The 23,615-nt window shown below is 62.9% G+C and carries 19 protein-coding genes; 4 read left to right on the plus strand and 15 right to left on the minus strand.

The genetic code is table 11. The features are described from left to right. The first annotated feature begins 54 nt into the window (after positions 1-54). Complete coding sequence (locus CKO11_RS06305) at positions 55-861, plus strand: YihY/virulence factor BrkB family protein (RefSeq protein ID WP_223634584.1); 807 nt, start codon at positions 55-57, stop codon at positions 859-861. Here CKO11_RS06305 and CKO11_RS06310 read toward each other — a convergent pair. Continuing rightward, entirely contained in the window at positions 858-2,066 is a 1,209-nt protein-coding gene (locus CKO11_RS06310) for an acyl-CoA dehydrogenase (protein ID WP_223634587.1), read from the minus strand. The two genes, CKO11_RS06305 and CKO11_RS06310, sit on opposite strands and share 4 nt — an antisense overlap. 90 nt (positions 2,067-2,156) lie before the next feature. On the opposite strand from CKO11_RS06310, the gene CKO11_RS06315 reads away from it, so the two are divergent. After that, the gene (locus tag CKO11_RS06315) at positions 2,157-3,047 is read left to right on the plus strand and encodes a LysR family transcriptional regulator (protein ID WP_223634589.1); all 891 of its coding nucleotides are present in this window, start codon (positions 2,157-2,159) and stop codon (positions 3,045-3,047) included. Here the strand turns inward: CKO11_RS06315 and CKO11_RS06320 are convergent. The 5 genes from CKO11_RS06320 to CKO11_RS06340 all read right to left on the minus strand — a co-directional run bounded on the left by CKO11_RS06320 (position 3,041) and on the right by CKO11_RS06340 (position 10,187). Continuing rightward, a complete protein-coding gene (locus CKO11_RS06320; RefSeq protein WP_223634592.1) occupies positions 3,041-6,574 on the minus strand; it encodes a translocation/assembly module TamB domain-containing protein in 3,534 nt (1,177 codons plus the stop codon). The genes CKO11_RS06315 and CKO11_RS06320 overlap by 7 nt on opposite strands. Further along, positions 6,574-8,364: an autotransporter assembly complex protein TamA gene (locus CKO11_RS06325; RefSeq protein WP_223634595.1), complete on the minus strand. Its 1,791-nt coding sequence runs from the start codon at positions 8,362-8,364 to the stop codon at positions 6,574-6,576. The genes CKO11_RS06320 and CKO11_RS06325 overlap by 1 nt, the downstream gene beginning before the upstream one ends. A 124-nt stretch (positions 8,365-8,488) precedes the next feature. Further along, positions 8,489-9,019: an isopentenyl-diphosphate Delta-isomerase gene (locus CKO11_RS06330; RefSeq protein ID WP_223634598.1), complete on the minus strand. Its 531-nt coding sequence runs from the start codon at positions 9,017-9,019 to the stop codon at positions 8,489-8,491. Between the two features lie 144 nt (positions 9,020-9,163). Continuing rightward, on the minus strand, positions 9,164-9,658 hold the full coding sequence (secB, locus tag CKO11_RS06335) for a protein-export chaperone SecB (RefSeq protein WP_223634601.1): 495 nt from the start codon (positions 9,656-9,658) through the stop codon (positions 9,164-9,166). 49 nt (positions 9,659-9,707) lie between these two features. Continuing rightward, positions 9,708-10,187 carry an FxsA family protein gene (locus CKO11_RS06340; protein WP_223634618.1) on the minus strand — a complete coding sequence of 160 codons (480 nt, stop codon included), beginning with the start codon at positions 10,185-10,187 and terminating at the stop codon, positions 9,708-9,710. Positions 10,188-10,289: 102 nt separating this feature from the next. Here CKO11_RS06340 and CKO11_RS06345 point away from each other — a divergent pair, with 102 nt between their 5' ends. Together CKO11_RS06345 and CKO11_RS06350 are read left to right on the plus strand one after the other, a co-directional pair. Then, positions 10,290-10,949 (plus strand): Tim44/TimA family putative adaptor protein, encoded by a 660-nt coding sequence (locus tag CKO11_RS06345; RefSeq protein WP_223634621.1) that lies wholly within the window; start codon positions 10,290-10,292, stop codon positions 10,947-10,949. Between the two features lie 44 nt (positions 10,950-10,993). Continuing rightward, on the plus strand, positions 10,994-11,596 hold the full coding sequence (locus CKO11_RS06350; protein ID WP_223634623.1) for a Smr/MutS family protein: 603 nt from the start codon (positions 10,994-10,996) through the stop codon (positions 11,594-11,596). On the opposite strand, the gene CKO11_RS06355 is transcribed toward CKO11_RS06350, so the two are convergent. The 9 genes from CKO11_RS06355 to tsaE all read right to left on the minus strand — a co-directional run bounded on the left by CKO11_RS06355 (position 11,593) and on the right by tsaE (position 23,588). Further along, positions 11,593-12,702, minus strand: coding sequence for an alpha/beta hydrolase (locus CKO11_RS06355; protein WP_223634625.1), 1,110 nt, complete (start codon positions 12,700-12,702; stop codon positions 11,593-11,595). The genes CKO11_RS06350 and CKO11_RS06355 overlap by 4 nt on opposite strands. Before the next feature lie 74 nt (positions 12,703-12,776). Continuing rightward, positions 12,777-14,081 carry an ATP-dependent protease ATPase subunit HslU gene (hslU, locus tag CKO11_RS06360; protein ID WP_223634628.1) on the minus strand — a complete coding sequence of 435 codons (1,305 nt, stop codon included), beginning with the start codon at positions 14,079-14,081 and terminating at the stop codon, positions 12,777-12,779. Next, the gene (hslV, locus tag CKO11_RS06365) at positions 14,078-14,635 is read right to left on the minus strand and encodes an ATP-dependent protease subunit HslV (protein ID WP_223634631.1); all 558 of its coding nucleotides are present in this window, start codon (positions 14,633-14,635) and stop codon (positions 14,078-14,080) included. The genes hslU and hslV overlap by 4 nt, the downstream gene beginning before the upstream one ends. 127 nt (positions 14,636-14,762) lie before the next feature. Continuing rightward, complete coding sequence (gene trxA / locus CKO11_RS06370) at positions 14,763-15,098, minus strand: thioredoxin (RefSeq protein WP_411741993.1); 336 nt, start codon at positions 15,096-15,098, stop codon at positions 14,763-14,765. A 39-nt stretch (positions 15,099-15,137) separates the two neighbouring features. After that, positions 15,138-18,521: a double-strand break repair helicase AddA gene (gene addA / locus CKO11_RS06375; RefSeq protein WP_223634651.1), complete on the minus strand. Its 3,384-nt coding sequence runs from the start codon at positions 18,519-18,521 to the stop codon at positions 15,138-15,140. Continuing rightward, complete coding sequence (addB, locus tag CKO11_RS06380; protein WP_223634654.1) at positions 18,518-21,457, minus strand: double-strand break repair protein AddB; 2,940 nt, start codon at positions 21,455-21,457, stop codon at positions 18,518-18,520. The genes addA and addB overlap by 4 nt, the downstream gene beginning before the upstream one ends. Next, positions 21,444-22,136, minus strand: coding sequence for a nucleotidyltransferase family protein (locus CKO11_RS06385; protein ID WP_223634658.1), 693 nt, complete (start codon positions 22,134-22,136; stop codon positions 21,444-21,446). Before CKO11_RS06385 ends, addB begins: the two co-directional genes overlap by 14 nt. After that, on the minus strand, positions 22,112-23,110 hold the full coding sequence (locus CKO11_RS06390; RefSeq protein ID WP_223634661.1) for an aminoglycoside phosphotransferase family protein: 999 nt from the start codon (positions 23,108-23,110) through the stop codon (positions 22,112-22,114). The genes CKO11_RS06385 and CKO11_RS06390 overlap by 25 nt, the downstream gene beginning before the upstream one ends. After that, positions 23,100-23,588: a tRNA (adenosine(37)-N6)-threonylcarbamoyltransferase complex ATPase subunit type 1 TsaE gene (gene tsaE, locus CKO11_RS06395; RefSeq protein WP_223634676.1), complete on the minus strand. Its 489-nt coding sequence runs from the start codon at positions 23,586-23,588 to the stop codon at positions 23,100-23,102. Before tsaE ends, CKO11_RS06390 begins: the two co-directional genes overlap by 11 nt. Positions 23,589-23,615: the final 27 nt, after the last annotated feature.

Raw genomic sequence — 23,615 nt, forward strand, 5'->3', positions numbered from 1 at the left:
GCGCAAGCGGCGTGAGGCGCTAGGTTAAAGCGGGGCGCAACGAAAGGAGCCGCCATGCTGTTTTTGATCGGATTGCAGAAAAGACTGACTGAAACCAATATTTTCCTGATTTCCGCAGGCGTCGCCTTTTACGCGATGCTGGCGGTGTTTCCGGGGCTGACCGCCACAATTTCGATCTGGAGCACGGTCGCCGACCCGATCGTGATCCGCGATTATCTGGAAGTCGCCGACAATTTTATCCCACCCGAGGCCTATGCGATCTTGGATGCGCAGGTCAGCGGGTTGGTGAACGGGCCGCGCGACGCGGTGGGCTGGGGCACGGTGATTTCGATCCTGTTTGCCCTTTGGTCGGCCCGCGCGGGGGTGAATGCGCTGATCAAGGGGCTGAACGTCATCCATGACAGTAATCCGCGCGCGACACTGGCCAGCCTTGTGTTCGGCCTTGCGATGACGGCGGCGCTTGTCGGCGTGATGCTGGGCGCGATGGCGACGATTGTTGCAGTGCCTTTCATCGTCAACTTTCTGCCGTTTCACGGGCTGCTGACTGCCGCGCTGACATGGTTCCCGTGGCTTGCGATGATCGGGCTGATGCTGTCGGTGCTGGGGGTGATCTATCGCTTCGCCCCACACCGCCCGCTGCACCGCGCCCCGTTCTTTTCGCTTGGCGCGGTGGTGGCCACGCTGTTGTGGGGCGCGGCCTCGCTGGGGCTGACCTATTACCTGACGAATTTCGGCAGCTACAATAAGGTCTATGGCTCGCTTGGTGCGGTGATTGCGCTTTTGATGTGGCTCTATCTTGGCGCGTTTTCGGTTTTGTTCGGCGCGGCGCTCAATGTCGAACGCGCGCGCACCAGCCGTTAGAAAAACGCCTGAAGCCCGGTGATCGCGCGCCCCAAAATCAGCGCATGCACATCATGCGTGCCCTCGTAGGTATTCACGGTTTCTAGGTTCACCATGTGGCGGATCACTTGAAACTCTTGGCTGATGCCGTTGCCGCCATGCATGTCGCGCGCCATCCGCGCCACATCCAGCGCCTTGCCGCAATTGTTGCGCTTGATGACCGATATCATCTCGGGCGCGGCATTGGCTTCATCCATCAACCGGCCCACCTGCAAACAGCCCTGCAGGCCAAGGCTGATCTCGGTCAGCATATTGGCAAGCTTAAGCTGGTAAAGCTGGGTCTGCGCGAGCGGCTTGTTGAATTGCTTACGATCAAGCCCGTAATTGCGCGCGGCCTGCATGCAAAACTCTGCCGCGCCAAGCACACCCCAAGCAATGCCATAGCGCGCACGGTTGAGGCAGCCAAACGGCCCCTTCAGCCCCTCCACATTGGGCAAAAGCGCGTCTTCGCCAACCGCGACATCCTTCATCACAATCTCGCCGGTGATCGAGGCGCGGAGCGAAAGCTTGCCCGCGATCTTCGGGGCCGACAGCCCCTTTAGGCCCTTTTCCAGCACAAAACCGCGAATTTTACCGCCATGCGCCTCGGACTTAGCCCAAACCACAAAGACATCGGCAATCGGCGCGTTGGAGATCCACATCTTTGTGCCCGAAAGCACGTAGCCATTTGCCGTTTTCTTCGCCACGGTCTTCAGGCTGGCCGGGTCCGACCCCGCATCGGGTTCAGTAAGCCCAAAGCAGCCGATCCATTCACCGCTGGCCAGCTTGGGCAGATATTTCTGCCGCTGTTCTTCGGACCCATAGGCATAGATCGGATACATCACGAGGCTTGATTGCACCGACATCATCGAGCGATAGCCGCTATCCACCCGCTCAATCTCGCGCGCAACCAGCCCATAGGCCACGTAAGACGCGCCAAGCCCGCCATATTCCTCGGGGATCGTGACCCCCAACAGCCCCATCGCGCCCATTTCGCGGAAGATCGCCGGATCGGTCTTTTCCTCGGCAAAGGCTTGGATCACCCGCGGTTGCAGCTTTTCTTGCGCATAGGCGCGGGCCGCATCGCGCAGCATGCGTTCCTCTTCGGTCAGTTGCGCCTCAAGCCGAAACGGGTCTTCCCAATCGAACCGGGCGAGGTCGGGGGCATCTTTGGGTTTCAGCGCCATGGGCTCCTCCTTGCGTTTCATGCTTTATGCGCGATGATACGGCGCAAAACTACCGCCATTCTGGCCGCAAATCATGCATGGAACACATAGATGAGCCTGCCGCGCCGCTATATCCCCTCGGTCTCATTGCTGTCCGCCTTTGAAGCGGTGGTGCGCACGGGCTCGACCGCCGCTGCCGCGCGGGAGCTTTCGCTGACCCAAGGGGCGGTCAGCCGCTTGGTACAAAACCTTGAGGGGCAATTGGGCGTGCAACTGTTCCGGCGCGAGGGGCGGCGGCTGGTGCCGACCGAGGCCGCGCAATCTTATGCCCGCGATGTGCGCAAGGCGCTGGAACTGATCGCGCGCGCGTCACTCGGGCTGCGGGCGAACCCCGGCGGCGGGGTGCTGAACTTAGCCATTTTGCCGACCTTCGGCACGCGTTGGCTTGCCCCGCGCCTGGCCGATTTTCTGGCCGAGCATCCCGGCGTCACGCTTAACCTTGGCACGCGGATGCGGCCCTTTGATTTTGCGAGCGAAAGCTTTGACGCGGCCATTCACTTTGGCACGCGCCCTTGGCCCGATGCGGACCATCTGTTGCTGTTTGAAGAACGGCTGATCGCCACCTGTTCGGCGGATTACGCGCGTGAAAACGCGCTGAAACAGCCCGAAGATTTGCTGAAACAGTCTCTATTGCAGCTCGAATCGCGCCCGAATGCCTGGAACGCATGGTGCGCGCATCATGGCCTTTCTGCCCCCGCCCAGCGCGGGATCATGTTTGATCAATTCGCACCAATGATGCAGGCGGCCGCGCATGGGGTGGGGTTGGCGCTTTTGCCCGAATTCCTTGCCAAGCCCGAAATTGCCGAGCGCCGGTTGGTCGCCGCCCCCGGCGAAATTGTCTCGGGCGTGGGGGCCTATCACCTTGTTTGGCCGGTGGGGGTTACCCCCGCCCCGGCGCTGGTGGCGTTTCGCGAGTGGATCGCCCGCGCCGCGGCTCAGTAATCTTTCTCAAAAAACAGCCCCAAGGCGCTCGCCCCATCCGAGCCGACCGAGCCGCGTGCGGTCAGTTGCTTGGTGATATCAAGGTTCAGCGTGACCTCTGCCTCCCCGTTGCTATCAACAGACACGTCCGAATAGACGTTTTCCGCGATATATTTTCCCGCACGCACCGTGGCATTGCCGCTTTCATCGGTGCCAATATCCAGATCATCCAGCCCAAAGCCTTTGCGCAATTTGGATACGATCCCTTCGCCGCCCTTGCCCGCCAGCGTTGCCACCGCCGTAGCAAGCTGCGCCGCTTGCAGCGCGGAAAGGTTCGTCAGCCCCTTGTCAAACAGAAGCCGTGCCAGAACCTCTTCCTCGGGCAATTCGGGTGAAGACGCGATCGAAAGCCCCGGTTCCGAGGCCGCCCCCTCCAGCGTGAGCGTGATGGCCGTGTCATCTTGATCGGTGGTGGCTGCAAATTTCACCCAAGGCGTCAGTGCACCTTGCAGCGCTACCTGCCCCTCGGCCAGATTGAAGCGCTTGCCCAAAACATCGAGCCGCCCCCGGATCAGGTTAAACTCGCCCATCGGGACGATATCCGCCGTGGTCCCGGTGACGCGCAATTGGCCCCCCAGTTCGGCATCCAGGCCCCGGCCCCGCACGAAAATCTGGTTTGGCGCCGAGACCGAGACATCCAACGCGATGACCCGCCCCGGCCCGCTGCTGTCGCTTTCACTTTGCAACAGGCCGGCGCGCGCACGGGTTTGGCGCACGGCAGCGGGCTCATGCAGATGGGTGATATCCGGAATCGCCGCCGCCCCGCCAAGGCCCGAGGACGGAATGCGCAATTCTGTCTCGGCTAAGCTGAGCGCACCAGAAATGCGCAAATTGCCGGTCAGCCCGCCATCGACATTCAGGTTCCCCGAAACGCGCGTATCGTAAAGCTGCGGATCGCGCAGCCGCGCACGGTCCAGCACCAGCGACAGGTTGGCGGGGAAAGGGCTGGCCAATCGCACCGGGCCCGACAGCCGCAGCGTGCCGCCACCCTCGAACGCCGCCTGCCCCGACAGGCTGGCACTACCGCCCGAAAGCTGCGCTTGAAGATCGACGTTTTCAAGCGCTTGCCCCAAGGTCGGCAAGGACACCCGCAACCCTTGGCCGCGCAACTGACCAGACAGCGCCGACAGCCCCGGCTTGCCGCGCAAGGCCAGATCGAAGGTCAGCGGCCCGCGCACGGATCGCGGCGCGATCAGCCCATTGAGCAAGGCGGATTCCGTGCGCCCCGCAATCGCCAGATCGGTGGTGGAAAAGTCGCGCGCCGCGCTGCCCTTTACCGTGGCCTCGGTGCCGCCCGGGCCGGTGCCGCGCAGATCAAGCCCGAAACTGTTGGCGCGCTGATCCACACTGCCCGAAAGCGTGACCGGACCGGGAAAGCCCGGCGCCAGAAGCGCGGCATTATAAAGCCGCAGCGCCACATCCAAAAGGCTTTCCTTGCCCGTGCGCGCCGTTGCGCTGGCGGTCAGCTGCGACGTGTTCAGATCCAGATCGGCCAGTTGAAACGCGCCATTTCGTTCCGCCAAGCTGACCGAAAAGCGGCTCTGACCTGCCAGAATATGGTTCAATTGTGCCTGTGCCAGCGACAGGTTCCGCCCCGCACCAGACAGCGTGACCTGGCGTGCGCCAATCGGACCTTGCAGCACCAGCTTGGCATTGGCCGCGCCATTATAGCCGCCGCCAAGCTTGCCCAAGTCGCGCAACTCAAGCGTCGCGGTCAAATCATTGGCGTCGCTCGTCAGGTGGCCCTCGGCGTTCAGCGACAGCGCATCGGATTTTGCCACAAGGCTGCGCAGGCGTAGCCCGGTTTCATCGCGCCGGGCAGAGGCGGTGATTGTCGCGCCCCCGGCCAAAAGCGCATCGGCCTGCGGCTGCGACAGCTGCAGATCAGGCGCGGTGATCGCGGCATCGGCGTCGAAAGCGCCGCTTAGAACCGTATAATCCCCGCTCAATTCCGCCGAAATAGAGCCTGAAAGCGCGCGCCCCGCGAGTTGCGAGAGGCTTTGCAGATGGTTGTGATCGGCGCGGATTTTGGCCGTCACCACCCCATCGGCCAAAGACACCTCGCCCGTGGTTTCAAAATCGCGCGTGCGCAGGGTGAGTTGCGGCAGCTTGAGCGGCGCGCCGTCTTGCCAGAAGAACTGCGCCGTGCCGGTGACAAAACTGCCCAAAGCCTCGGCCAGCGCGGGGTCAGCCAGCGCCATGCCCGTTGCGCCAAAATCCACATTGCCACCCGCCGTGGCGCTGCCCTCAACCGGCTGACCAATGCGCCCAGAGCCCGAAAGGCTCACCCGGTCGATCACGTTTTGTGCTGCGCCCGTCCCTTGGGTCAACCCGGTGATGTCGCCTTGCAGCGCCCAGCCATCGCCCTGCGCGCGATCATAGCCAAGCGAAAGCGTGGCGCTGCGCAACCGCGTTTCGGGGCCGGAAAGAGGCAGCAAGACAGCCTCTCCCTCCAACCCAACGTCAGCTTGCAGATCGAACCGGTCCGGCAAACCGCTGGGCAACAGATCCATCGCGCCATTCACCCGCACGGCGGCACCGCTCAGCTCAAACTGGCGCAGTTGCATCATGCCGGTATCGGTGCGGCTGCCCACGGCCACAAGCCGCGCGTCATCGCCAAAGAAATCGCGGTATTCGGGCGGCAAAAGCGGCGAAACATCGCCCCCCAGCGTGACATTGAAGCCGCTTTCAACCGGCCCCTCGGTGCCCGGGGGCGTGCCGGTCAGCAACACCTTGCCCGACAGCCGCTTTTGCCCCGCCGTGCCCAATGCAACATCGGCGGCAAAATCTTCAAGCGGACCCAACCCGCTGAGCGACAGCGACAGCGCAGGCGTGCCAGGCAGGCCCATCAAATTGGCGGCGATACCGTCGGGCCCCTCGCTCAGCAACAGATCGATCAAGGCTTCGCGCGTGGTGTTGGCATAGCTTGCATGAAGCGAAAGCTGCCCTTTCGGGCCATCGCTGCGCGTCAGCTTAAGCCGCGTTTCCCCCGCGCCCCCCGCAAGGCGCATCGATCCCGTCACATTGAATGCAGCCGCCTGCCCCAAAACCGGGGCGCCCAGCGTGACCGATTGCACCTTAAGCGCGCCTATCTTCACCCCTACCGGCAGATCAGGCAGCGCAAAGGGCGTGGCTTCGGGGCTTGCAGGCGCGCCCTCGCTTTGTGGCAGGCGCGGCAGATCAATGCTGTCGGCAGACAGTTCGTCGATCAAAATCTCACCGCGCAACAGGGCGCCCCGATCCCATTGTAGCGCGCCGTTCTGGACGGTGATCCAAACCCCGGTGTCATCGGCAATCGTCAGGCTGTCGAAGGTGGCGCGCGACGACAGCGCCCCGGCAAACCCCTCCAGCCGCACGGACCGGCCCGCCCCGGACAGGTTATCTTCGATCAGCCCGGTCAAATACGACCGGTCGCGTTCGGTTTGATCCTCTTGTGCCAGCGCCTGAAGCGGCAACAGAAGAATAAGAAGAAACGCGAAAATCCGCATTAGAACGCCTGCCCTATGCCAAGGTAAATCTGCGCTCCATCCCCGGTGGAGCCGCCCACGGGCCCGGCCACATCCAACCGGATCGGGCCAATCGGCGTCTTGTAGCGCAGCCCAAGCCCGGCGCCCGATTGCCAATCCCCATCGCTGTCAGAAAAGCTGCCCGCGCCAACGAAACCGGCATCGTAAAAGGCCACAACCCCGATCGACTTGGTGACACCCACGCGCAGCTCGCCCGAAACCCCAAGGAAACGATCGCCCCCGGTTTTCAGCGTGCCGCCATTCAGCACCGTCACCCCCAAAGATTGATAGGGCTGGCCGCGCACCGAGCCGCCACCGCCGGAGTAAAACAGATAATCGCGCGGCGTTTCGGCCAAGTCAGAGCCGAAAACACCGCCAAACTGCGCGCGCCCGGCCAGAACAACACGCTCGCCCAGCGCGCGATAGGCGCGGAAATCCCCCGCCAGTCGCGCGCCCGTGCCGGTGTTCGACAGCCCGTAAAACGGCATCAGATCGATATTGCCGTAATAGCCGCGCGTCGCATCGGCGGTGTTGTCGCGGTTGTCCCATGTCAACGCAAGCGGCAGCGTGACAGTGCGATAGATCGTGCGCCCGGTGGTATCGGTGATTTCGGACCATTCATAGCCGATCCCCGCCTCGCCGGTCAGACGCGGGTTGAAAATATGGTTGAGCCCAAAGCCCAGACCAAAACCGCGCTGGGTGTAATCTTCCTCGTCGCTTTTGCTCAGCTCGGTGGTCAGAAACGCCGAAGTGTCGGGGGTGAAGGTTGCGGGCCGGTCAATCCGCGCGGCCAAGCTGTAATCGGCCCCGCCGGTCGATCCGCCGATCCCGGCCACTTCGGCATCAAAGCGCAGCCTTTCGCCGCCGCCAAACAGGTTGCGATGCAGCCAATAGCCCGACAACGTCACCCCGTCAGTGCTGGACAGTTCCGCCCCCAGCCCGATGCGGCGCGGCTTCGCCTCCACCACAACCAGATCGGCATCCAAAAGATTGCCCTCACGCAGGCTGTCCGCCTCGGTCAGCGTGACCGAGGAAAAGATCCCGGTGCGGCGCAGCCGGTTGCGCACGGCGTCCAGATCATCGGGCGAAAAGCGTTTGCCACTGGGAAAGCCTGCAATTTCGTGCAGCCGCTTCGTGCGCAGCCGCTGTTGCCCCTGTGCCTGCATCTGCCCGAAATAGCTAAGCGGTCCGGGGGCCAGCGTGACACCGGCGGCCAATTGCTGCGCGCGGTGATCGGCGGTGATGGATTGATCGGCCACGCGCGCCTTGGCATGGCCGATCTCGCGCCAGCCGTCCACGCCCGCCGTCGCGGCCTCAACGATCACGCCCGAGCGCGCCACTTCGGGCACCCGATAGCCATCAGGCAGCGCGGTTTGGCGCGCCAGCGGACCGATAGCTGCCTTGGAAAAGCGAAATACCGGGCCGGGATCGACAGTGATTTCCACCGTTGAAACCGTTGCGGGTGCATCCATCGGGGCGATGGTCGCGGCCTCGCGCCCATCAAGCCGGATCGAAACCTGACCACCATAATGGCCAGCATCGTAAAGCGCGCCCACAAGCCGCGCGTAGTCGGCCCGCGCCGAAGCAAAGACATCTTGTGCATTGCTGTCTTCGCCCGTTGCCGCCGCGCGGGTCAAAGAGGCGCTTTCAAGCGCCGCCACCAAATCCTTTTCCGCCCCCGGTGCAGTCAGCCGAAAGTCGGTTTGCGCCATTGCCGGGGCGGCCAGCGCGGCCCCGAGCAGCAATGCGACAGCAATAGAATGGAGCTTCACTCTTTCCTCACCCTCAAGCAGCCTCCCCCCGATAGATGCAGCTTTGGGCAAAGATTGCCAGAGCCCCCGGGCGGAAAACCGTCCCGGGCCTTGTGAATCGGCGGACAATGACTGTCCGCAAAGCCTAGGCGCGCAAGATCGACCCGAAGATCCGGTCGAGATGGCTCGACATGTAAAGGATCATCCATTTCGAAAACCGCTCCGGGTGACGGTTCACCTCGGCGGCCAGATCGTAAAGCCCGATCCAGCGGAGGTCCGACACCTCCTCGGGATCCGGCACAATCGGCATGCGCGGTTTGGCATAGGCAAGGTAGATATCGACCACCTCATGCTCGACCATCCCGCCGCCAACGTCGGCACGATATTCAAGCTTGTCGGTATGCGCCGGATAGACCCCGGTGATGCCCAACTCTTCGCGAAGTCGGCGCACCGCGCAGACCTCTGGCGGTTCATCCCAGTTGGGATGCGTGCAGCAAGTATTCGCCCACAGACCGCCGGAGTGGTACTTCATATCAGCCCGACGCTGAATGAGAACCTGCTCCCCGTCCATGACGAAGATCGACACCGCTTTGTGGCGGAGTCCCTTGCGATGCACTTCTGTTTTATCCACCGGAGTCAGCGTGTCGCCGACCCAGGCGGGAATATGCTCGCTCATTTTTTCGATTCCGACCCAATGGAAACGTCCCTCCAGCATGCGCTTGGGGACGCTCCATGTCAGCAGGTCACCTTGTCCCTGAGACAGGTTGACGCGTCGGATCGAGGCGGTTTGTCACCGTTTTGTCATTGACACTGTTAGCGGTCACGACACCGGCGCATCGGCGGGCTTTTCGGTTTCGGCACGGCGCGCCAATTCGGCACGGTAAAGCGCCACGAAATCCACCGGATCAAGGTTGAAGGGCGGGAAGCCGCCATCGCGCGTCACATCCGACACGATGCGACGCACAAACGGGAACAATTGGCGCGGGCATTCGATCAAAAGGAACGGATGCATCTGGTCGTCCGGCACGCCCTCGATGTGGAAGATCCCACCGTAATCGACCTCAAGCAGGTAAAGCGGCGTTTCGGTCGCCTTGTTGGTGGCGGTGATCTTGAACTTGGTGATCACCTCATATTGGTTTTCCGTCGGGCGCTTGCGGGCATCAAGGCTCACCTGCACCTGCATCTCGGGCTGCACGTCGGAGCTTTGCAGCCCCTTGAGCGCAACAGCGTTTTCAAACGACATATCGCGCACGAATTGCGCGAGGATGCTCATTTTAAGCTGCTGTTGCGGGGCGCCGTTGGGGGCATCGGTCATGGGTCTCTCCCTATGGTTTGCGCTTGTTTAGCATCGCGCCCCGATTGCCTCAATGGCGAGTCCAGCCCGAATCCCCGCGCGACGAGGGGTTTTTCGGATCAACTTCGAGGAATTCCCCCTCGATCACCGTGCCCGAACCGTCTTCATCGGCCCGGCGCGGCTGTTGCATGTTGTAGCCTTGCACCACGACCTTGTTTTTCAGCCGCGCAATCGCCAAGGCCCGCACCGGCGGCAACAGCAGCAAAAGCCCCAGCGTATCGGTAAAGAAGCCCGGCAGCATCAACAGCCCGCCCGCCAGCAAGATCAGCGCTTCATGCGCCAAGGGCACGGCGGGATTGCCGATCCCCTCCATCGCTGCGCGCAGGTTTGTTTGCGCGCGCGCACCTTGCGAACGCAGCACCGTGGCCCCCAGCATGATTGTCAGCAGCACCTCACCCAGCGTGCCCCAAAGCCCCAGCCAGCCGCCAATCTCGACGAACAGGCCGATCTCCAGAAGCGGCAAGCCGAAAAGTGCCAGCAAGACCCACATGTTTTCCTCCGATCGTCTATCGCGGGCATCGGTGGACTTGAATGCCCCGGTCCCTTACATAAGTGCAGAAGGTCGCTATACCACCACCCAACCGGAAAACCCATGAGCTCAGCCCTTATCGAACTCGTTATCCTTGCGGCCATTGCGCTGTTTCTGATCATTCGGCTCAAGGGCGTTCTCGGAACCCGTGACGGATTCGAGAATGATATCATGCCAGTAGAACGCCCCAGCCCGCGTGACAACATGCCCTTTGAGGTCATTGAGGGCGGGCCCGACCGCGACATCGTGGACCATGTCCCCGAGGGGTCCGACGCGGCCGTGGCGCTGGCACAAATGAAACGCGTCGAGCCCGGTTTTGGTGTTGCGGACTTCCTGCAAGGCTCCCGGGCTGCGTATGAAATGATCTTGATGGCCTTTGAAAAAGGCGATCTGGAGCCTGTGCGGCCATTTCTCGCACCGGAAGTTTTTGCCGCCTTTGAAGGCGCGGTCGAGGAGCGCAAGGCCCGTGGGTTGACGGTTCAGGCCGAGTTTCTGGGCCTGCGCGAACTGACCCTGACCGAGGCGAGTTTTGACCCTGCAAGCAACGAGGCAGAGATCACCGTGCGCTTTGGCGCCGAACTGATTTCGGCAGCGCGCGATGCCGAGGGAACCTTGGTCGAGGGCGATCCGAAAACTCCGCGCAAACAGCGGGATAGCTGGACCTTCGCCCGGGTGATGGGCAGCGCAGATCCGAACTGGCAGCTTGTCGCGACCGGCGGCTAAGCAAACCCCCGCGCCCGACGCGGGATAGGCCCCGGGAGGCGGGAATGAAACGGCGGCGCCTGCTATCGGCCGAAGATCGCGAGATCTGGGAACGGGTCGCCGCATCGACCCATGCGCTGCATCAACGTGCGCCGATTTCTGCCGAAACAGAGCCAGAGCGCGCCGAAAAGCCCGGCCATCATCCGCCCAAGAAGCCCCGCTTCGAGATGAAAGATTTTCACATCGGCCAATCGGCGCCCGATTTGGGGTGGCGGGTGGATATGGCGCCCTCTTTGTCGGAACAATTGCAGCGCCAGCCGGTCACAATGGACCGCAAGACGCATCGCAACATGACGCGCGGCAAGCTGGAGCCCGAGGCCAAGATCGACCTGCATGGCATGACCATGGCACAGGCCCATCCCGAATTGGTGCGCTTTGTGATGCGCGCGCGCGATCGGGGCTGTCGGCTGGTGCTGGTGATCACCGGCAAGGGCAAGCGCGGCCCCGATGACGGCCCGATCCCGCAGCGCCAAGGTGTCTTGCGCCATCAGGTGCCACAATGGCTGCGCCTGCCGCCCTTGGGCGCCGTGGTGATGCAAGTGACCGAGGCGCATCTGAAACATGGCGGCTCTGGCGCCTATTACGTTTATCTGCGCCGCACCCGTTAGCCGCCGCCGCGCATGCCACCGCCCAGCGCCGTGATCGGCGACAAGATGATCTCGGTCGCGTTTTCCACCGTCATCACCACACCGCTGGCCAGGTCGGTGCGCGAGGCCTGTTCGCCTTCAAGGATCTGCGCCACCTGCCCGGTGTTTGTCAAAAGCTTGATCAGCGCCGGATTGTTGGCAACGTCAAAATGCCCGTCGCGGGTGCTGAAGGCCCCAACATCGATCAAGGTCACCTTCAGATCGGCCACCCGCGCCACATCCTCTAGGTTGCCAAGCCGCGCCGCTTCGCCAGCGATCCGCGAAGACAGCAGCAAGGCCTTATCCTTTTCAGAGGTGAAGATAAGAAACGGCTGCGGCAGCCGCCCGACGCTGCGCGCCTGTTCGCGAAACACATCCACATCGATATCAGGCGAGATCAGCACCACGCCCGACAGCGCCGACAGCGTGTCTTGATCGCCGGAAAGCGCCATCTGGCGCAGGGTTTCCATGCTCAGCGCAGAGCCCATCGAATGGGCCACAAGCAAAATCCGGCGCGCCCCCGCCCGGCGCATTTGATCCAGAAGCTTTTGCAACCCATCGCGGGCAAATAGCGCGGAATCACGATCATAGGCGTAGCCCAGAACATGCCCGCGCGAGGGCCACGAATAATGCACCATGGTGTCAGGAAGATCGAAATCCTCGCCAAGTTGCGCCAGCCGATAAAGGCCTTCGGCAAAATTGGTGTTGAACCCATGCACAAAGACCACCGCATCACCGTGGCTTTGCGCCAAACTGTGGCGCAGATCGGCGCGGAACCCCGCCGTGGTGGGGTAATCCTGCACCCCGGCAATGGCGAAATCCGTCAACGGATCGATGCGCCGCCCCTTGAGCGGATAGCGCAAGTCGCCCGCCGCGCGCTGCGGCGGCACCGACACGTCAAACCGCGCCAATTGCAACGTCTCGCTGCGTTCATAGCCGAATTCGGCCCCAGTCTCGGGATCAAGGCCACGGGTCGAGCCAACGAAAACCGGAAGCAAATCGCCCGGCGCTTGCGCGATAAAGGCCAATTCGCCGCGCGGCGCACAGCTCGCCACCAAAAGCACGAGGGCAAAAAATATCTTGCGCATGAAAACCCCAAGCAGGGGCCCCCTGACGGAACCCATGCGCAAGATAGCAAAGACCGGCAATGACGCCAGAGGGGTCAGAGCACGTAGCGGCTCAAATCGGCCGATTGCGCCAGCGCGCCGAGGTGTTTTTCCACAAAGGCGGCATCCACGGTGACGGTTTCACCCGCCCGGTCTGGCGCGGTGAAGGACAGTTCTTCAAAGACCCGCTCCATCACCGTGTAAAGCCGCCGCGCACCGATGTTTTCGACCGAGCTGTTCACCTCGGCGGCGATGCGCGCCAGCGCGGCAATGCCATCTTCGGGGAATTCGACCGTCACCTCTTCGGTGCCCATCAGCGCGGTATATTGCCGGGTCAGGGCGTTATCGGTTTCGGTCAGGATGCGGACGAAATCATCCTCGGTCAGCGGGCGCAATTCCACCCGGATCGGCAAGCGGCCCTGCAATTCGGGCAAAAGATCGGAAGGCTTGGCAATATGGAACGCACCCGAGGCGATAAACAGAATATGATCGGTTTTCACCGGCCCATGCTTGGTGGACACGGTCGTGCCCTCGATCAGCGGCAGCAAATCGCGCTGCACGCCTTCGCGGCTGACATCGGCGCCCCGGGTTTCGGCCCGCGCCGCGACCTTGTCGATTTCATCCAAGAACACGATGCCCGATTGGCTGACAGCCTCCAGCGCGGCGTTTTTGACGGTTTCATCGTCCAAAAGCTTATCGGCCTCTTCCGAGATCAGCACTTCATAGCTTTCGGCCACCGTCATCTTGCGGCGCACCTTGCGGCCTCCGCCAAAGGCTTTGAACAGATCTTGCAAGCCCTGCATCTGCATTTCCATGCCGGGCGCGCCCCCCAGCATCATTTGCGGCCCGCCGGCCGGTTCGGCCACCTCTAGCTCGATCTGCTTATCGTCCAACTCGCCATCGCGCAGCTTGCGGCGGAACATTTCGCGCGTGGCTTCACGCGCATCGGTGCCCGCCAAAGCCTCGATCACGCGTTCTTCGGCGGCTTTATGCGCCTTCGCCTTCACCTCTTCGCGCATCCGCTCGCGGGTTTCGACCATGGCGACATCGGTCAGATCACGGATGATCTGTTCCACATCGCGGCCGACATAGCCCACCTCGGTGAATTTCGTGGCCTCTACCTTCAAAAACGGCGCTTTCGCCAGCTTCGCCAAACGGCGCGAGATTTCGGTTTTGCCCACACCGGTCGGCCCGATCATCAAAATATTCTTTGGATACACCTCGTCGCGCATCTCTTCGGTAAGGCGCTGACGCCGCCAGCGGTTGCGCAATGCCACGGCCACAGCGCGTTTGGCCTCAGATTGGCCGATGATGAAACGGTCGAGTTCGGAAACGATCTCGCGGGGGGTCAGATTGGTCATTTCGAAAGGCTTTCCACCGTCAGGTTGCCGTTGGTGTAAACACAAATCTCGGCGGCAATCGCCATCGCCTTGCGGGCAATGGTTTCCGCATCATCTTCGGTGTCGATCAGCGCGCGGGCCGCCGCCAACGCATAGTTCCCGCCAGAACCAATGGCGGCAATGTCATGTTCGGGTTCCAGCACATCGCCCGCGCCGGTCAGCACATAAAGATCGGCCCCATCGGTCACGATCAGCATGGCTTCCAAGTTGCGCAAATATTTATCGGTGCGCCAATCCTTGGCCAGTTCCACGCAAGCCCGCGCCAGTTGCCCGGGCGCGGCTTCCAGCTTTTTCTCAAGTCGCTCCAGCAGCGTAAAGGCATCGGCGGTCGAGCCTGCGAAACCCGCCACAACCTCGCGCCCGCCGGGGGACAGGCGGCGCACCTTGCGCGCGCTGCCCTTAATCACGGTTTGGCCAAGGCTCACCTGCCCGTCACCGGCCACAACAACACGGCCCCCTTTGCGCACGCCGATGATCGTTGTGCCATGCCAGCCGGGAAATTTTTCGTCGGTCATAAGATCCTCCGTTTGCGCCCATATGTGGGCCATGGCCCGCGCTTGCAAGGTGACCGATTGCCCGAAACCCGAAGCAAGAAATGCAAAAGGGCGCCCGAAGGCGCCCCTGCACGGCATGTGAAGCGGATCAGAGTTCCGATTCGATCCACGATTGCAGCGCCGCTTTCGGGGCCGCACCAATTTTGTTAGAGACCACTTGGCCATCTTTGAACATGAACAGCGCCGGAATGCCACGCACGCCCAGTTGCGCCGGGCTGTCGGGGTTTTCATCCACGTTGACCTTGACGATCTTCACCTTGCCGTTCATCTCGGTCGCGATTTCCTCAAGCGCGGGGCCGATTTGGCGGCAGGGGCCGCACCATTCGGCCCAAAAATCGACAACAACCGGGATGTCGGATTGGCGCACTTCGGCGTCAAAGGTGGCGTCGGTAACGGCGACGGTAGCCATGATATTCTCCTGCATTTGCGGTTGCGCGGAAGGTAGGGTCCCGCCGGTGTTACGTCAAGAACCTGCGGGCAAGGCGAGGGGTAAGGCCAGCGCCGCCTCCATCTGCGCGGACGACAGCGGCATGATCTCGCCCGTCACGGTCCACAAGAGCAAACACTCCACACCCCGGCCCGGGTAAATCTGGCGCAACGCGGCGCGATAGGCCGCCATCTGCCGCACAAGGCCCAAAGGCACCTGATCGGCGGTTTCGGGCACCACGGCGTTCGATTTGTAATCCAGCACCCGCACTCGGTCCGGCAGAACCTGCAAGCGGTCCACAATCCCGTGCAGCTTTTGCCCTCCCAATTCGGGCAAATCGGCGGTTAGTTCCACCTCGGCCAAAGAGACGTCTTCCAGCAGGCCCGCCTCGGCGACCGCGTGCAAAACCTGCTGCGCTTGCGCCAAAATCGTCTCTATCTCGCCCGGATCAGCGCGATCTTCGCCGATTGCCAGCAGGTCGCGCGCGACCTCGGGCCAAGACTCCTTGGACCATTGCGGCAAATGTTCCAATAGCAGGTGCAATTGCCGCCCGCGCCGCAAGGCCTCGTCTTGCGACAAGGCCGCTGTTTCGCCGGGCAGTGACTTTGCGCCGCCCAGATCAGAGGCAGAAAGCACCTTGGCCGTGCCCGCGCGTGGGGCCACGCGCCGCAAGGCCCAATCGGGCAGATCGACGGGGTCGGGCGCTTCTGGCACGGCGCGCGCGCCCGGGGCGGGCCAGTCCCCATGCGCAAAGCGGCGGATCTCGCCCAGCGCCTGCACTTCCGGCGAAAGCCCCAAAACAGTCTCTGTTCCAGCCTGAGTCATGCCCGCTTCAATCAGCGAATACCAGCTTTCGCCCTTGGTATCTTCATCGCCCGCCTGCGCGACGATCAGCCATTTCTCGGCCCGTGTCATCGCCACATACAAAAGCCGCAAGCGTTCTTGGTGTTCACGCTCCAGCCGCGCGTCCTGTGCGGCGGCCAAGACCTCGGGTTGCGGTTTGAAACTGCCCTTCCACAGCGCCCCGGCCTCTGCATCGCGCAGGATTTCGCCGCCTTGGGAGGCGTTGCGCGGCGCGGTATCGGGCATGATCACAATCGGCGCTTCCAATCCCTTGGAGCCATGCACCGTCATCACCCGCAGCGCTTGACCCGCGCCTTCAAGCTGGCGCTTGATCTCCACCTCTTCGGCGCCAAGCCACGCAAGGAACCCGGTCAGGCTTGGCACCTCGGTGCTTTCATAGGCCAAAGCCTGCGCGATCAGCGCATCGATCCCCTCTTCCGCCTCGGGGCCAAGCCGCGCGACCAGCTTGCGCCGCCCCTCATGACGGATCAGCAGCCGCGCAATCAAGTCATGCGGGCGCAGGAAGTCGGCTTGATCGCGCAGATCGTGCAAGACCTCCAACACGTCTTCATGCGCACTTTCGCGCAACGCCTGCCACAAGAACCCCTTGCGGCCATGCGCAAGCGCAAAAAGCGCCGCCTCCCCCAAACCAAAAAGCGGCGAGCGCAAGGCTTCGGCCAAGGCCAGATCGTCTTCGGGCGTCGCCAAAAAGGCCAAAACAGAGACGATATCCTTCACCGCCAACTCGCCGCCCAATCGCAAACGGTCGGCCCCGGCCACCGCGATGCCGCGCGCCTTGCACGCCCGGATCACCTCATGAAACAGTTCCTTGCGGCGTTGCACCAGCACCAGAAAATCGCCCGCATGCACCGGGCGCGGGCCGTTTGGATCTGGAATCTGCACCCCGGCGTCGATCATCGCGGCAATCTCTGCCGCCACCGCGCGCGCCAAAACCACCGGCGCCGTATCTTCGCCCGGCAGATCGACGGGTTGTTCCCAATCTTTGCTTTCGGCGGTTTCGGGCTTGGGCACAACCGGCCATAGATCGACCCGGCCGGGCAGATCTTCGTGAAAGGCCAGGTGTTCGGGCGCGCCCCCCACCCCCGCAGCGGCCGCACCCTGAAAGGTCAGATCCACCAAGCGCAAGATCGCCAAAGACGAACGGAAAGAATGCAGCAAGGCCGCGTCTTGCAGCGGGCGCTGCACAGCTTGAAACTTTTCCGAAAAGCGGCTCTTGACCGCCTCAAAATGCTCCAGATCTGCGCCTTGGAAGGAATAGATCGATTGCTTGCGGTCGCCCACCACAAAGATCGTGCGTTCCTGCCCGCGCGCGCCGACCCCAGCCGTAAATTCATCGGCCAGCCGCTCGATCACCTGCCATTGCCCCGGCGAGGTATCTTGCGCCTCGTCGACCAAGATGTGATCGATCCCGCCATCCAGCTTGAACAGCACCCATTGCGCGGTTGTGGGATTGGACAAAAGCACCCCGGCGCGTTCGATCAGATCGTCGAAATCAAGCCAGCCGCCTTGCGCCTTTTGCGCGGCAAGGCGCGGTAAAAGCACCCGCGCAAAGCGATGCAGCGCCAAAGTGCGATCAAGCGCCTGAAGCGCGATTTCCATCTGGCGCGCGGCAAAGACCTGATCGGCCAGTTCCCGAAACGCCTCGCAAACCGCTTCGCCCGCGACATCGGCAGGGCCCTTGTTCAAAAGCTTTTTCAGAACATGCGTGCCCTCTTTCACAATCACCAGATCGGCCAAAGCGGCAAATTCCGGCAGGCCCGGATCGCTGAAATCGATTGCCGAAAGGCCCGCCACCAACTTTTTCATGGTTGTGCCTTTGTCGGTCTTGGCAGCGGCAATCACCGCTGAAATCAGCGCCGGGGTGGCCGTATCAAACACCAGTGCGGGCAGGTCTTGCAGGGTCAGCCCGGCTGGTATCTGCAAGGCGCGGCGCAGCGCGGCCTCGTCGACTTCACGCTCAAAAACGGCTCTGTTTTGGCTGATTTCATCGATGACTTTGGCCAATTCCGCGCCGGTGAAATGGCGCAAGAACGCATCGAGCACCGGCCTGTCCGGTCCATCGGCGATTTTTTCCAGCACCTCTTCGCGCATCCGCCGAGCGGAGCGTTCATCCAGCTCGACAAAGCCATGCGACACGCCCGCCTCCAGCGGGAACCGCCGCAAAAGTGCGCCGCAAAAAGCGTGGATCGTCTGGATCTTCAGCCCGCCCGGCGCCTCGATCGCCTGTGCGAACAGCCGCCGCGCGCGGGCAAGGCTTTCGCCATCCAGCGCCCCTTCGACGCCCAGCGCCTCCAATTCGGCGCGCAGCGCGGCGTCTTCCAGCATCGCCCAGCCGCCCAAGCGTTTCAAAAGCCGGTTCTGCATCTCGGCAGCGGCGGCTTTGGTATAGGTCAGGCACAGCACCTTTTGCGGCTCTGTTCCGGCAAAAAGCAGCCGCGCGACGCGGTCGGTCAACACCCGCGTCTTACCCGAACCCGCATTTGCGGCCAGCCAGGTGGAGCGGCCCGGATCGGCGGCCCGCACCTGCCGTTCGGTGGCATCGTCACGACGGCTCATTCCACATCCTCCGGCACCGACGGATCGGTGATATCCCATTCCCCAAATCGCGAAAGATGATCGTAATCGCTGGGGTCTTTGATGCTTTGCGGCGCGCGGCGCGCCACAAACCCCTGATCTTGGTCGTGATACCGCGCGATCAGCGCCTGCAATTTCACCCAAGTCTCTTCGATCTCGTCCGGGCCCTGTTTCAGCGTGCGCGTTTCACCCGCCCCTCCCAGCCGAATATAGCGCATGGCGGAAACGGCGCGCGGACCGATCGCGTCAAAGGCGCCGCGCGTGACCATCGCGGCCTCAAGCGGCAATTGCTTGTCGAAATGATCAACCTCTGGATCGGTGGGCAATCGGCCGGATTTGTAGTCGTAGACAACCGCGCTGCCATCATGCAGCACATCGATCCTGTCGGGCTGGGCGGTCAGCGTGAAATCGAGCCCGGGCAGCGCCAGTCCAGCCCGGCTTTCCACCACGGCGGGCGCGCCCTCTTGGCGACGCAGAAATTCTTGCGCCACGAAAGTCGGCGCGATCCGCACCATATTGGCCAGCCACATCCGTTGTGCCGAGGGCCAAGGAATGCGCGCCGAAAACACTTGTTCGGCAATCTGCAGCAGGGCTGCTTGCGCCTGTTCGGGCGATTGCTGCGGGTCGAATTGTTCGACGAACTTTTCCACAACGGCATGCAAAGCCTCGCCGCGCAGCCGCGCATCGGGCACGGGGCTCAGCGGATCGAGCGGTTTGAGCCGCAAAATGCTGCGGGCGTAAACCGAATAGGGATCACGGATCAGCCGCTTGATCGCTGTGACCGACAATTTCCGGGGTCGGGCCTTAACGGGCGGACGCGGGGCTGGCCGCGCCGCCGGAGGCACCGGCGCAGCGGGCCGCTCTATCGCCTCGGCCAAGGCCAGCCAGCGCGCGCCCCTATCGCGCATCTGATCCAATGCCTTGGGCCCGCCTTGGTCGGGCAAACCGCCCATCAGGTTCAAAAGCCGGTTGAGCCAGCGCGCGGGCACCGTTTCTGCCTCGGCATCGCGGCGCGCGCGGCTCAGCACCACCTGCCCTGCCGCAATGGCTTGCTGAAAGTCATGCGCCGCCAAGCCAATCTGCCGTTCAGGCAGCAAAAGGCCGGAATCGAGCCGCATTTTTCGGCTCAGCCATGGGTCGGGCGCAGGGGCCTCGGGCCAGCTTTTCTCGTTCAACCCGGCCAAGATCACCAGATCCGCGCCATGGGCGCGCGCCTCCAGCGTGCCCAGAAAGCTGACTTGCGGATGCGCGGCCAGCGGGTTGCGCACCTGCCCCGCGTCAAGAAGGGAGTCGATCAGATCGGCGTAATTCGCCGCCGAAACCGCCAGATCAGGGCCCGCCTCGGCCTGCAAATCCGCCACGATCCGTTGACAGGCCTGCCCCGCCGCGCCCAGCCACAATTCGCTGGCCGCGACGCTGCCTTCTGGCCCAGCGCAAAATCCTTCGAGCAAAGTCTGATGCGCCGCGAGCCAATGCGGGATGGTTTCGCGGCCCGGTGGCACGATCTGCGCCAACAAATCGGCCAGCCAGGCGCCCCAAAGCGCCTGTTCGGGCGGGCCAGCCGCACCCCAAGAGCGGATATCCTCTGCTGTGGGGAAGGCCGGGCCATCGCGGCGCAGTTTCAACTCCAATTCGCGCGTCAGGCGCAAATGCGTGCCGCGTCTGGCCGAGCCGGTGGCGACCAGCGGATGTTTCAGCACGACCAGCAGGCTTTCAAGCGTCAGCGGGCGCCCCAAGAGCCGCGCAAGATGGCGCAACAGCCGCCCCGGCGCGGTTTGCGCCAAGGGCTGGCCTGCGGAATCATCGGGAATAATCGCCCACCGGTCCAGCGCCGCCGCGACCCGGCGCGTCAGCATCCGGTCGGGGGTGACAAGCGCTGCGGTTTGCCCCCGCTCCACCGCGTCCCGCAAGATCAGCGCCAGCGCAAGGGCCTCTTGCCGCGGATCGGCGGCCTCCAGCAAGGTGATATCGGCGCAGCGCGCGGGCAGATCGTCCAAAGCCTGGCCTTCGCGCATCCATTGATCGGTCACGGGCGAAGGGCGCAGGGCCAAAGACACAAGCGCATTGCGCCCCGGCGCGGGTGGGGCAGCGGCGGTCCAAGGCTGCACCTGCGCGGGCCCCATGCCAAGCCCTTCCAAAAGCGCAAGAAAGCGATATTGCGGATGATCTTCGATCGGAAAAGGGCCAGAACAGAGACTGTTCCACGCCGCATCGGGCATATCGAAATCAAACCCCGGCAGCACCAGCGCGCCTTGCGGTAATTGCGCCACCGCCTGCATCAAAAGCCGCGTCGCACCCCGCGACCCGGTAGAGCCCGCCACAATCACCCGCCCCGGATCGGGCGTTTCCGCCCAGTTTTGCACCAGATATTCAACGACATGACGCTGCCGTGCCTCGGGGTCGGGCGTGGTGTCATTTGCAAAATACCGCGCCACGATCTGAATGAAACGCAGGCTTTGGTGCCAATGCTCGGCGTGGGAGTCATGGATATCTAGCTGTTCGAGCGCCTCGGGCGGCACGCCTTCGCTGTGCATCTCATCCATCAAGGCGGCCAAACTGTCAGTCAGGCTGAAAATGCCGCTGCCGGTTTCAAAGGCGGGCAGACCGCGCGCCAAACCCTCGACCAATTGCGCCAGTTCCAGCTTGCGGCGCAACGGCGGCATGGCGGGCGGAAGCCCCGGCACCGGAAAGCGCACCAGATCCGAAATAAGCTGCAAACGCGGCAAAAACCGGGTGCCGCGGCGGTCAAACGCTTCGCGCACACGGCGCTGCATCCGGCCCGAGTTGAGGTAAAGCCGCGTGCGCGCCATCTCTTCGGGCGGGGCGTCGGACAGCCGATCGATCAGCCCATCAACCAGTTCCGTTGCGAAATCCACCCCGCAGGGCAGCGCGAAAACCTTTGGCTCAGCTTGCGGCATCGGCCAACATCTCCTCGGCAAGCGCAATGCAGTCGGGCCGGCCCACATCGCACCAGCCGCCCGAGTGCACAACACCATAGGCACGCCCGGCCGCGATGATCTGGTTCCATAACAAATTAAGCGAAAAAGCCTGTTCTGAAATCGTCTCTAATCCAGCGGGATCGAGGATTTGCGCGCCAGTGTAAACATAGCCCGGACCGCGCCGGATTTGCCCATCGGGCAGAAGCGTGAAATCCCCCTCCCCTTGATACCCCCGCGCCGCCGCAACCGGCACAAGCGCCAAAAGCGCCGACATTCGAGCAGGCTCCCAAGCCGCGCGCAGGGTTTGCAGCACATTCGGCCCGGTCCAAGCCGCATCGGTATTGAGCGTGAAGACCGGCCCCGGCCCCAAAAGCGGCAGCGCCTTGCGCAAACCGCCCCCGGTTTCCAAAAGCGCATCGCTTTCCTCCGACACCACGACATCGCGCCCCGCCAGATGCGCGGCAACCTGATCGCCAAGATAATGCGTGTTGGCTACGACGCGGCCGATCTGCGCGCCCTGCACCAGCGCCAAGGCATGATCGATCAAGGGGCACCCCGCCACCGCGATCAACGGTTTGGGCCGGGTTTCCGTCAAATGCTTCATCCGCGTGCCGCGCCCGGCCGCAAAAAGCATCAGCGCATCGGGTGGTGTCCGCATTCGCGTTTCATCCTCTCGATCAAATCGGCATCGGGCGGCGGCAGCGCCGCATCGACGGCGTCGCGCAGCGGGGACAAGCGCGGATGGGCCAGATTGCGCTGCAACGCCCCCCAGACCCGGGGCATCAGCGCCAGATAGCCGGGCTTGCCCATCGCAAGGCAGAGCCGCGCAAAAATACCCAAAATCCGCAAAGCGCGCTGCGCGCCCAAAAGCGCATAGGCAAATTCGAAAGTATCAAGGTCAACCCCACGCAGCCGGGCATAGCGGGCGCGTTCGGCCGCCTCGATTACGGGGGGCACATCGCGGCGTGCATCTTGCAAAGCAGAGACCAGATCATAGGCTGGATGGGCCACCACCGCGTCTTGAAAATCCAGCAGCCCCAACCGGGCTGGGCCAGAGCGCTCCGGTAGCCAGATGACGTTTTCGGCGTGAAAATCGCGCAAAGCCAAAACCGACGAAACAGGATCTGTTTCACCATAAAGCTGGGCAATCAGCGGCGCCAGTTCCGCAGCGGCGTCGCTGTTGTGCACCGGATACCACTCCGGCAGTAACGTCACCAGATCCCCCAGCGCCGGGCCATCCAACACCGGCACGATGTTGGGCGCGGGGATTTGATGCAGCGCCAGAAGGAAATCTGTGATCGCAGCATAATATGCGGCCTCCTGCGCGGGCTGGTCGCGCAAAAGCCGCGCCAAAAGCGCATCGCCAAAATCTTCAAGCAGCATCAACCCCAGATCGGGCGCACTGGCCAAAAGACGCGGGGCGGAAAAGCCCTGTTCTAAAAGCCACGCATCAATGCGGCAAAAGCGGGTGAATTCCACCCCCGGGGCGGCAACCATCAAGACCGCCGTCTGCGCATCTAGGTGTAGCCGCTCATACCGGCGGGCCGAGGCATCCCCCGCCAACGCAGACCGTTGCGCCGCGCCCCATCCTGCGCCCGCGACGAAGGCGGTGATTTCGGCCTCAGTTGCCATGAAAACCCGCCTCAAGCGAGTCCAGCCGGGCAGCCCAGTCCGGCCCACCGCAAAGCCGCACGCGCCGCGAGGCCCCGCCATTTTCAAGCGAAAACCGCAAGGATAGAGCCTTTTCGGGCTGATCTTGGCCCAACCGCTCGGGCCATTCGACAAGGCAGATCGCGGTGTCAAACGCCTCGTCCAGACCCAGTTCGATCGCCTCATCGGGATGGGTCAGCCGGTAAAGATCGGCATGCCAGATTTCGGGCTCCGCCCCATAGGTTTGCACCAGCGTGAAGGTGGGCGAGGGCACATCTTCCGCCGATCCCAGCCGTGCGCGGATCAGGGCGCGCGCGAAATGCGTTTTGCCTGCACCGATCGGGCCATCAAGCAGCAGGACATCGCCCGGCAGGACCAGCGCGGCAAAGGTTTCGCCCAGCCGCGCAGTGGCATCGGCATCGGGCAGATCGAGGGTGAAAAGATCGGCATCATCGGGCATGGCCGCACTCTAGCGGCAACGCCCCGC

Origin of the sequence: Rhodobacter sp. TJ_12 (genome assembly GCF_020023995.1) — a bacterium.
GTDB lineage: Bacteria > Pseudomonadota > Alphaproteobacteria > Rhodobacterales > Rhodobacteraceae > Rhodobacter.

Excerpts from the sequence above, each read along its gene's own strand:
- CKO11_RS06345 (WP_223634621.1), top strand. The coding sequence starts at position 10,290 with ATGAGCTCAGCCCTTATCGAACTCGTTATCCTTGCGGCCATTGCGCTG.
- hslU (WP_223634628.1), bottom strand. The coding sequence starts at position 14,081 with ATGACCAATCTGACCCCCCGCGAGATCGTTTCCGAACTCGACCGTTTC.
- secB (WP_223634601.1), bottom strand. The coding sequence starts at position 9,658 with ATGACCGATGCCCCCAACGGCGCCCCGCAACAGCAGCTTAAAATGAGC.
- addB (WP_223634654.1), bottom strand. The coding sequence starts at position 21,457 with ATGCCGCAAGCTGAGCCAAAGGTTTTCGCGCTGCCCTGCGGGGTGGAT.
- trxA (WP_411741993.1), bottom strand. The coding sequence starts at position 15,098 with ATGCAGGAGAATATCATGGCTACCGTCGCCGTTACCGACGCCACCTTT.
- hslV (WP_223634631.1), bottom strand. The coding sequence starts at position 14,635 with ATGACCGACGAAAAATTTCCCGGCTGGCATGGCACAACGATCATCGGC.
- CKO11_RS06320 (WP_223634592.1), bottom strand. The coding sequence starts at position 6,574 with ATGCGGATTTTCGCGTTTCTTCTTATTCTTCTGTTGCCGCTTCAGGCG.
- CKO11_RS06340 (WP_223634618.1), bottom strand. The coding sequence starts at position 10,187 with ATGTGGGTCTTGCTGGCACTTTTCGGCTTGCCGCTTCTGGAGATCGGC.
- addA (WP_223634651.1), bottom strand. The coding sequence starts at position 18,521 with ATGAGCCGTCGTGACGATGCCACCGAACGGCAGGTGCGGGCCGCCGAT.
- CKO11_RS06305 (WP_223634584.1), top strand. The coding sequence starts at position 55 with ATGCTGTTTTTGATCGGATTGCAGAAAAGACTGACTGAAACCAATATT.
- CKO11_RS06390 (WP_223634661.1), bottom strand. The coding sequence starts at position 23,110 with ATGGCAACTGAGGCCGAAATCACCGCCTTCGTCGCGGGCGCAGGATGG.
- CKO11_RS06385 (WP_223634658.1), bottom strand. The coding sequence starts at position 22,136 with ATGCGGACACCACCCGATGCGCTGATGCTTTTTGCGGCCGGGCGCGGC.
- CKO11_RS06315 (WP_223634589.1), top strand. The coding sequence starts at position 2,157 with ATGAGCCTGCCGCGCCGCTATATCCCCTCGGTCTCATTGCTGTCCGCC.
- CKO11_RS06350 (WP_223634623.1), top strand. The coding sequence starts at position 10,994 with ATGAAACGGCGGCGCCTGCTATCGGCCGAAGATCGCGAGATCTGGGAA.
- CKO11_RS06355 (WP_223634625.1), bottom strand. The coding sequence starts at position 12,702 with ATGCGCAAGATATTTTTTGCCCTCGTGCTTTTGGTGGCGAGCTGTGCG.
- CKO11_RS06330 (WP_223634598.1), bottom strand. The coding sequence starts at position 9,019 with ATGAGCGAGCATATTCCCGCCTGGGTCGGCGACACGCTGACTCCGGTG.
- CKO11_RS06310 (WP_223634587.1), bottom strand. The coding sequence starts at position 2,066 with ATGGCGCTGAAACCCAAAGATGCCCCCGACCTCGCCCGGTTCGATTGG.
- tsaE (WP_223634676.1), bottom strand. The coding sequence starts at position 23,588 with ATGCCCGATGATGCCGATCTTTTCACCCTCGATCTGCCCGATGCCGAT.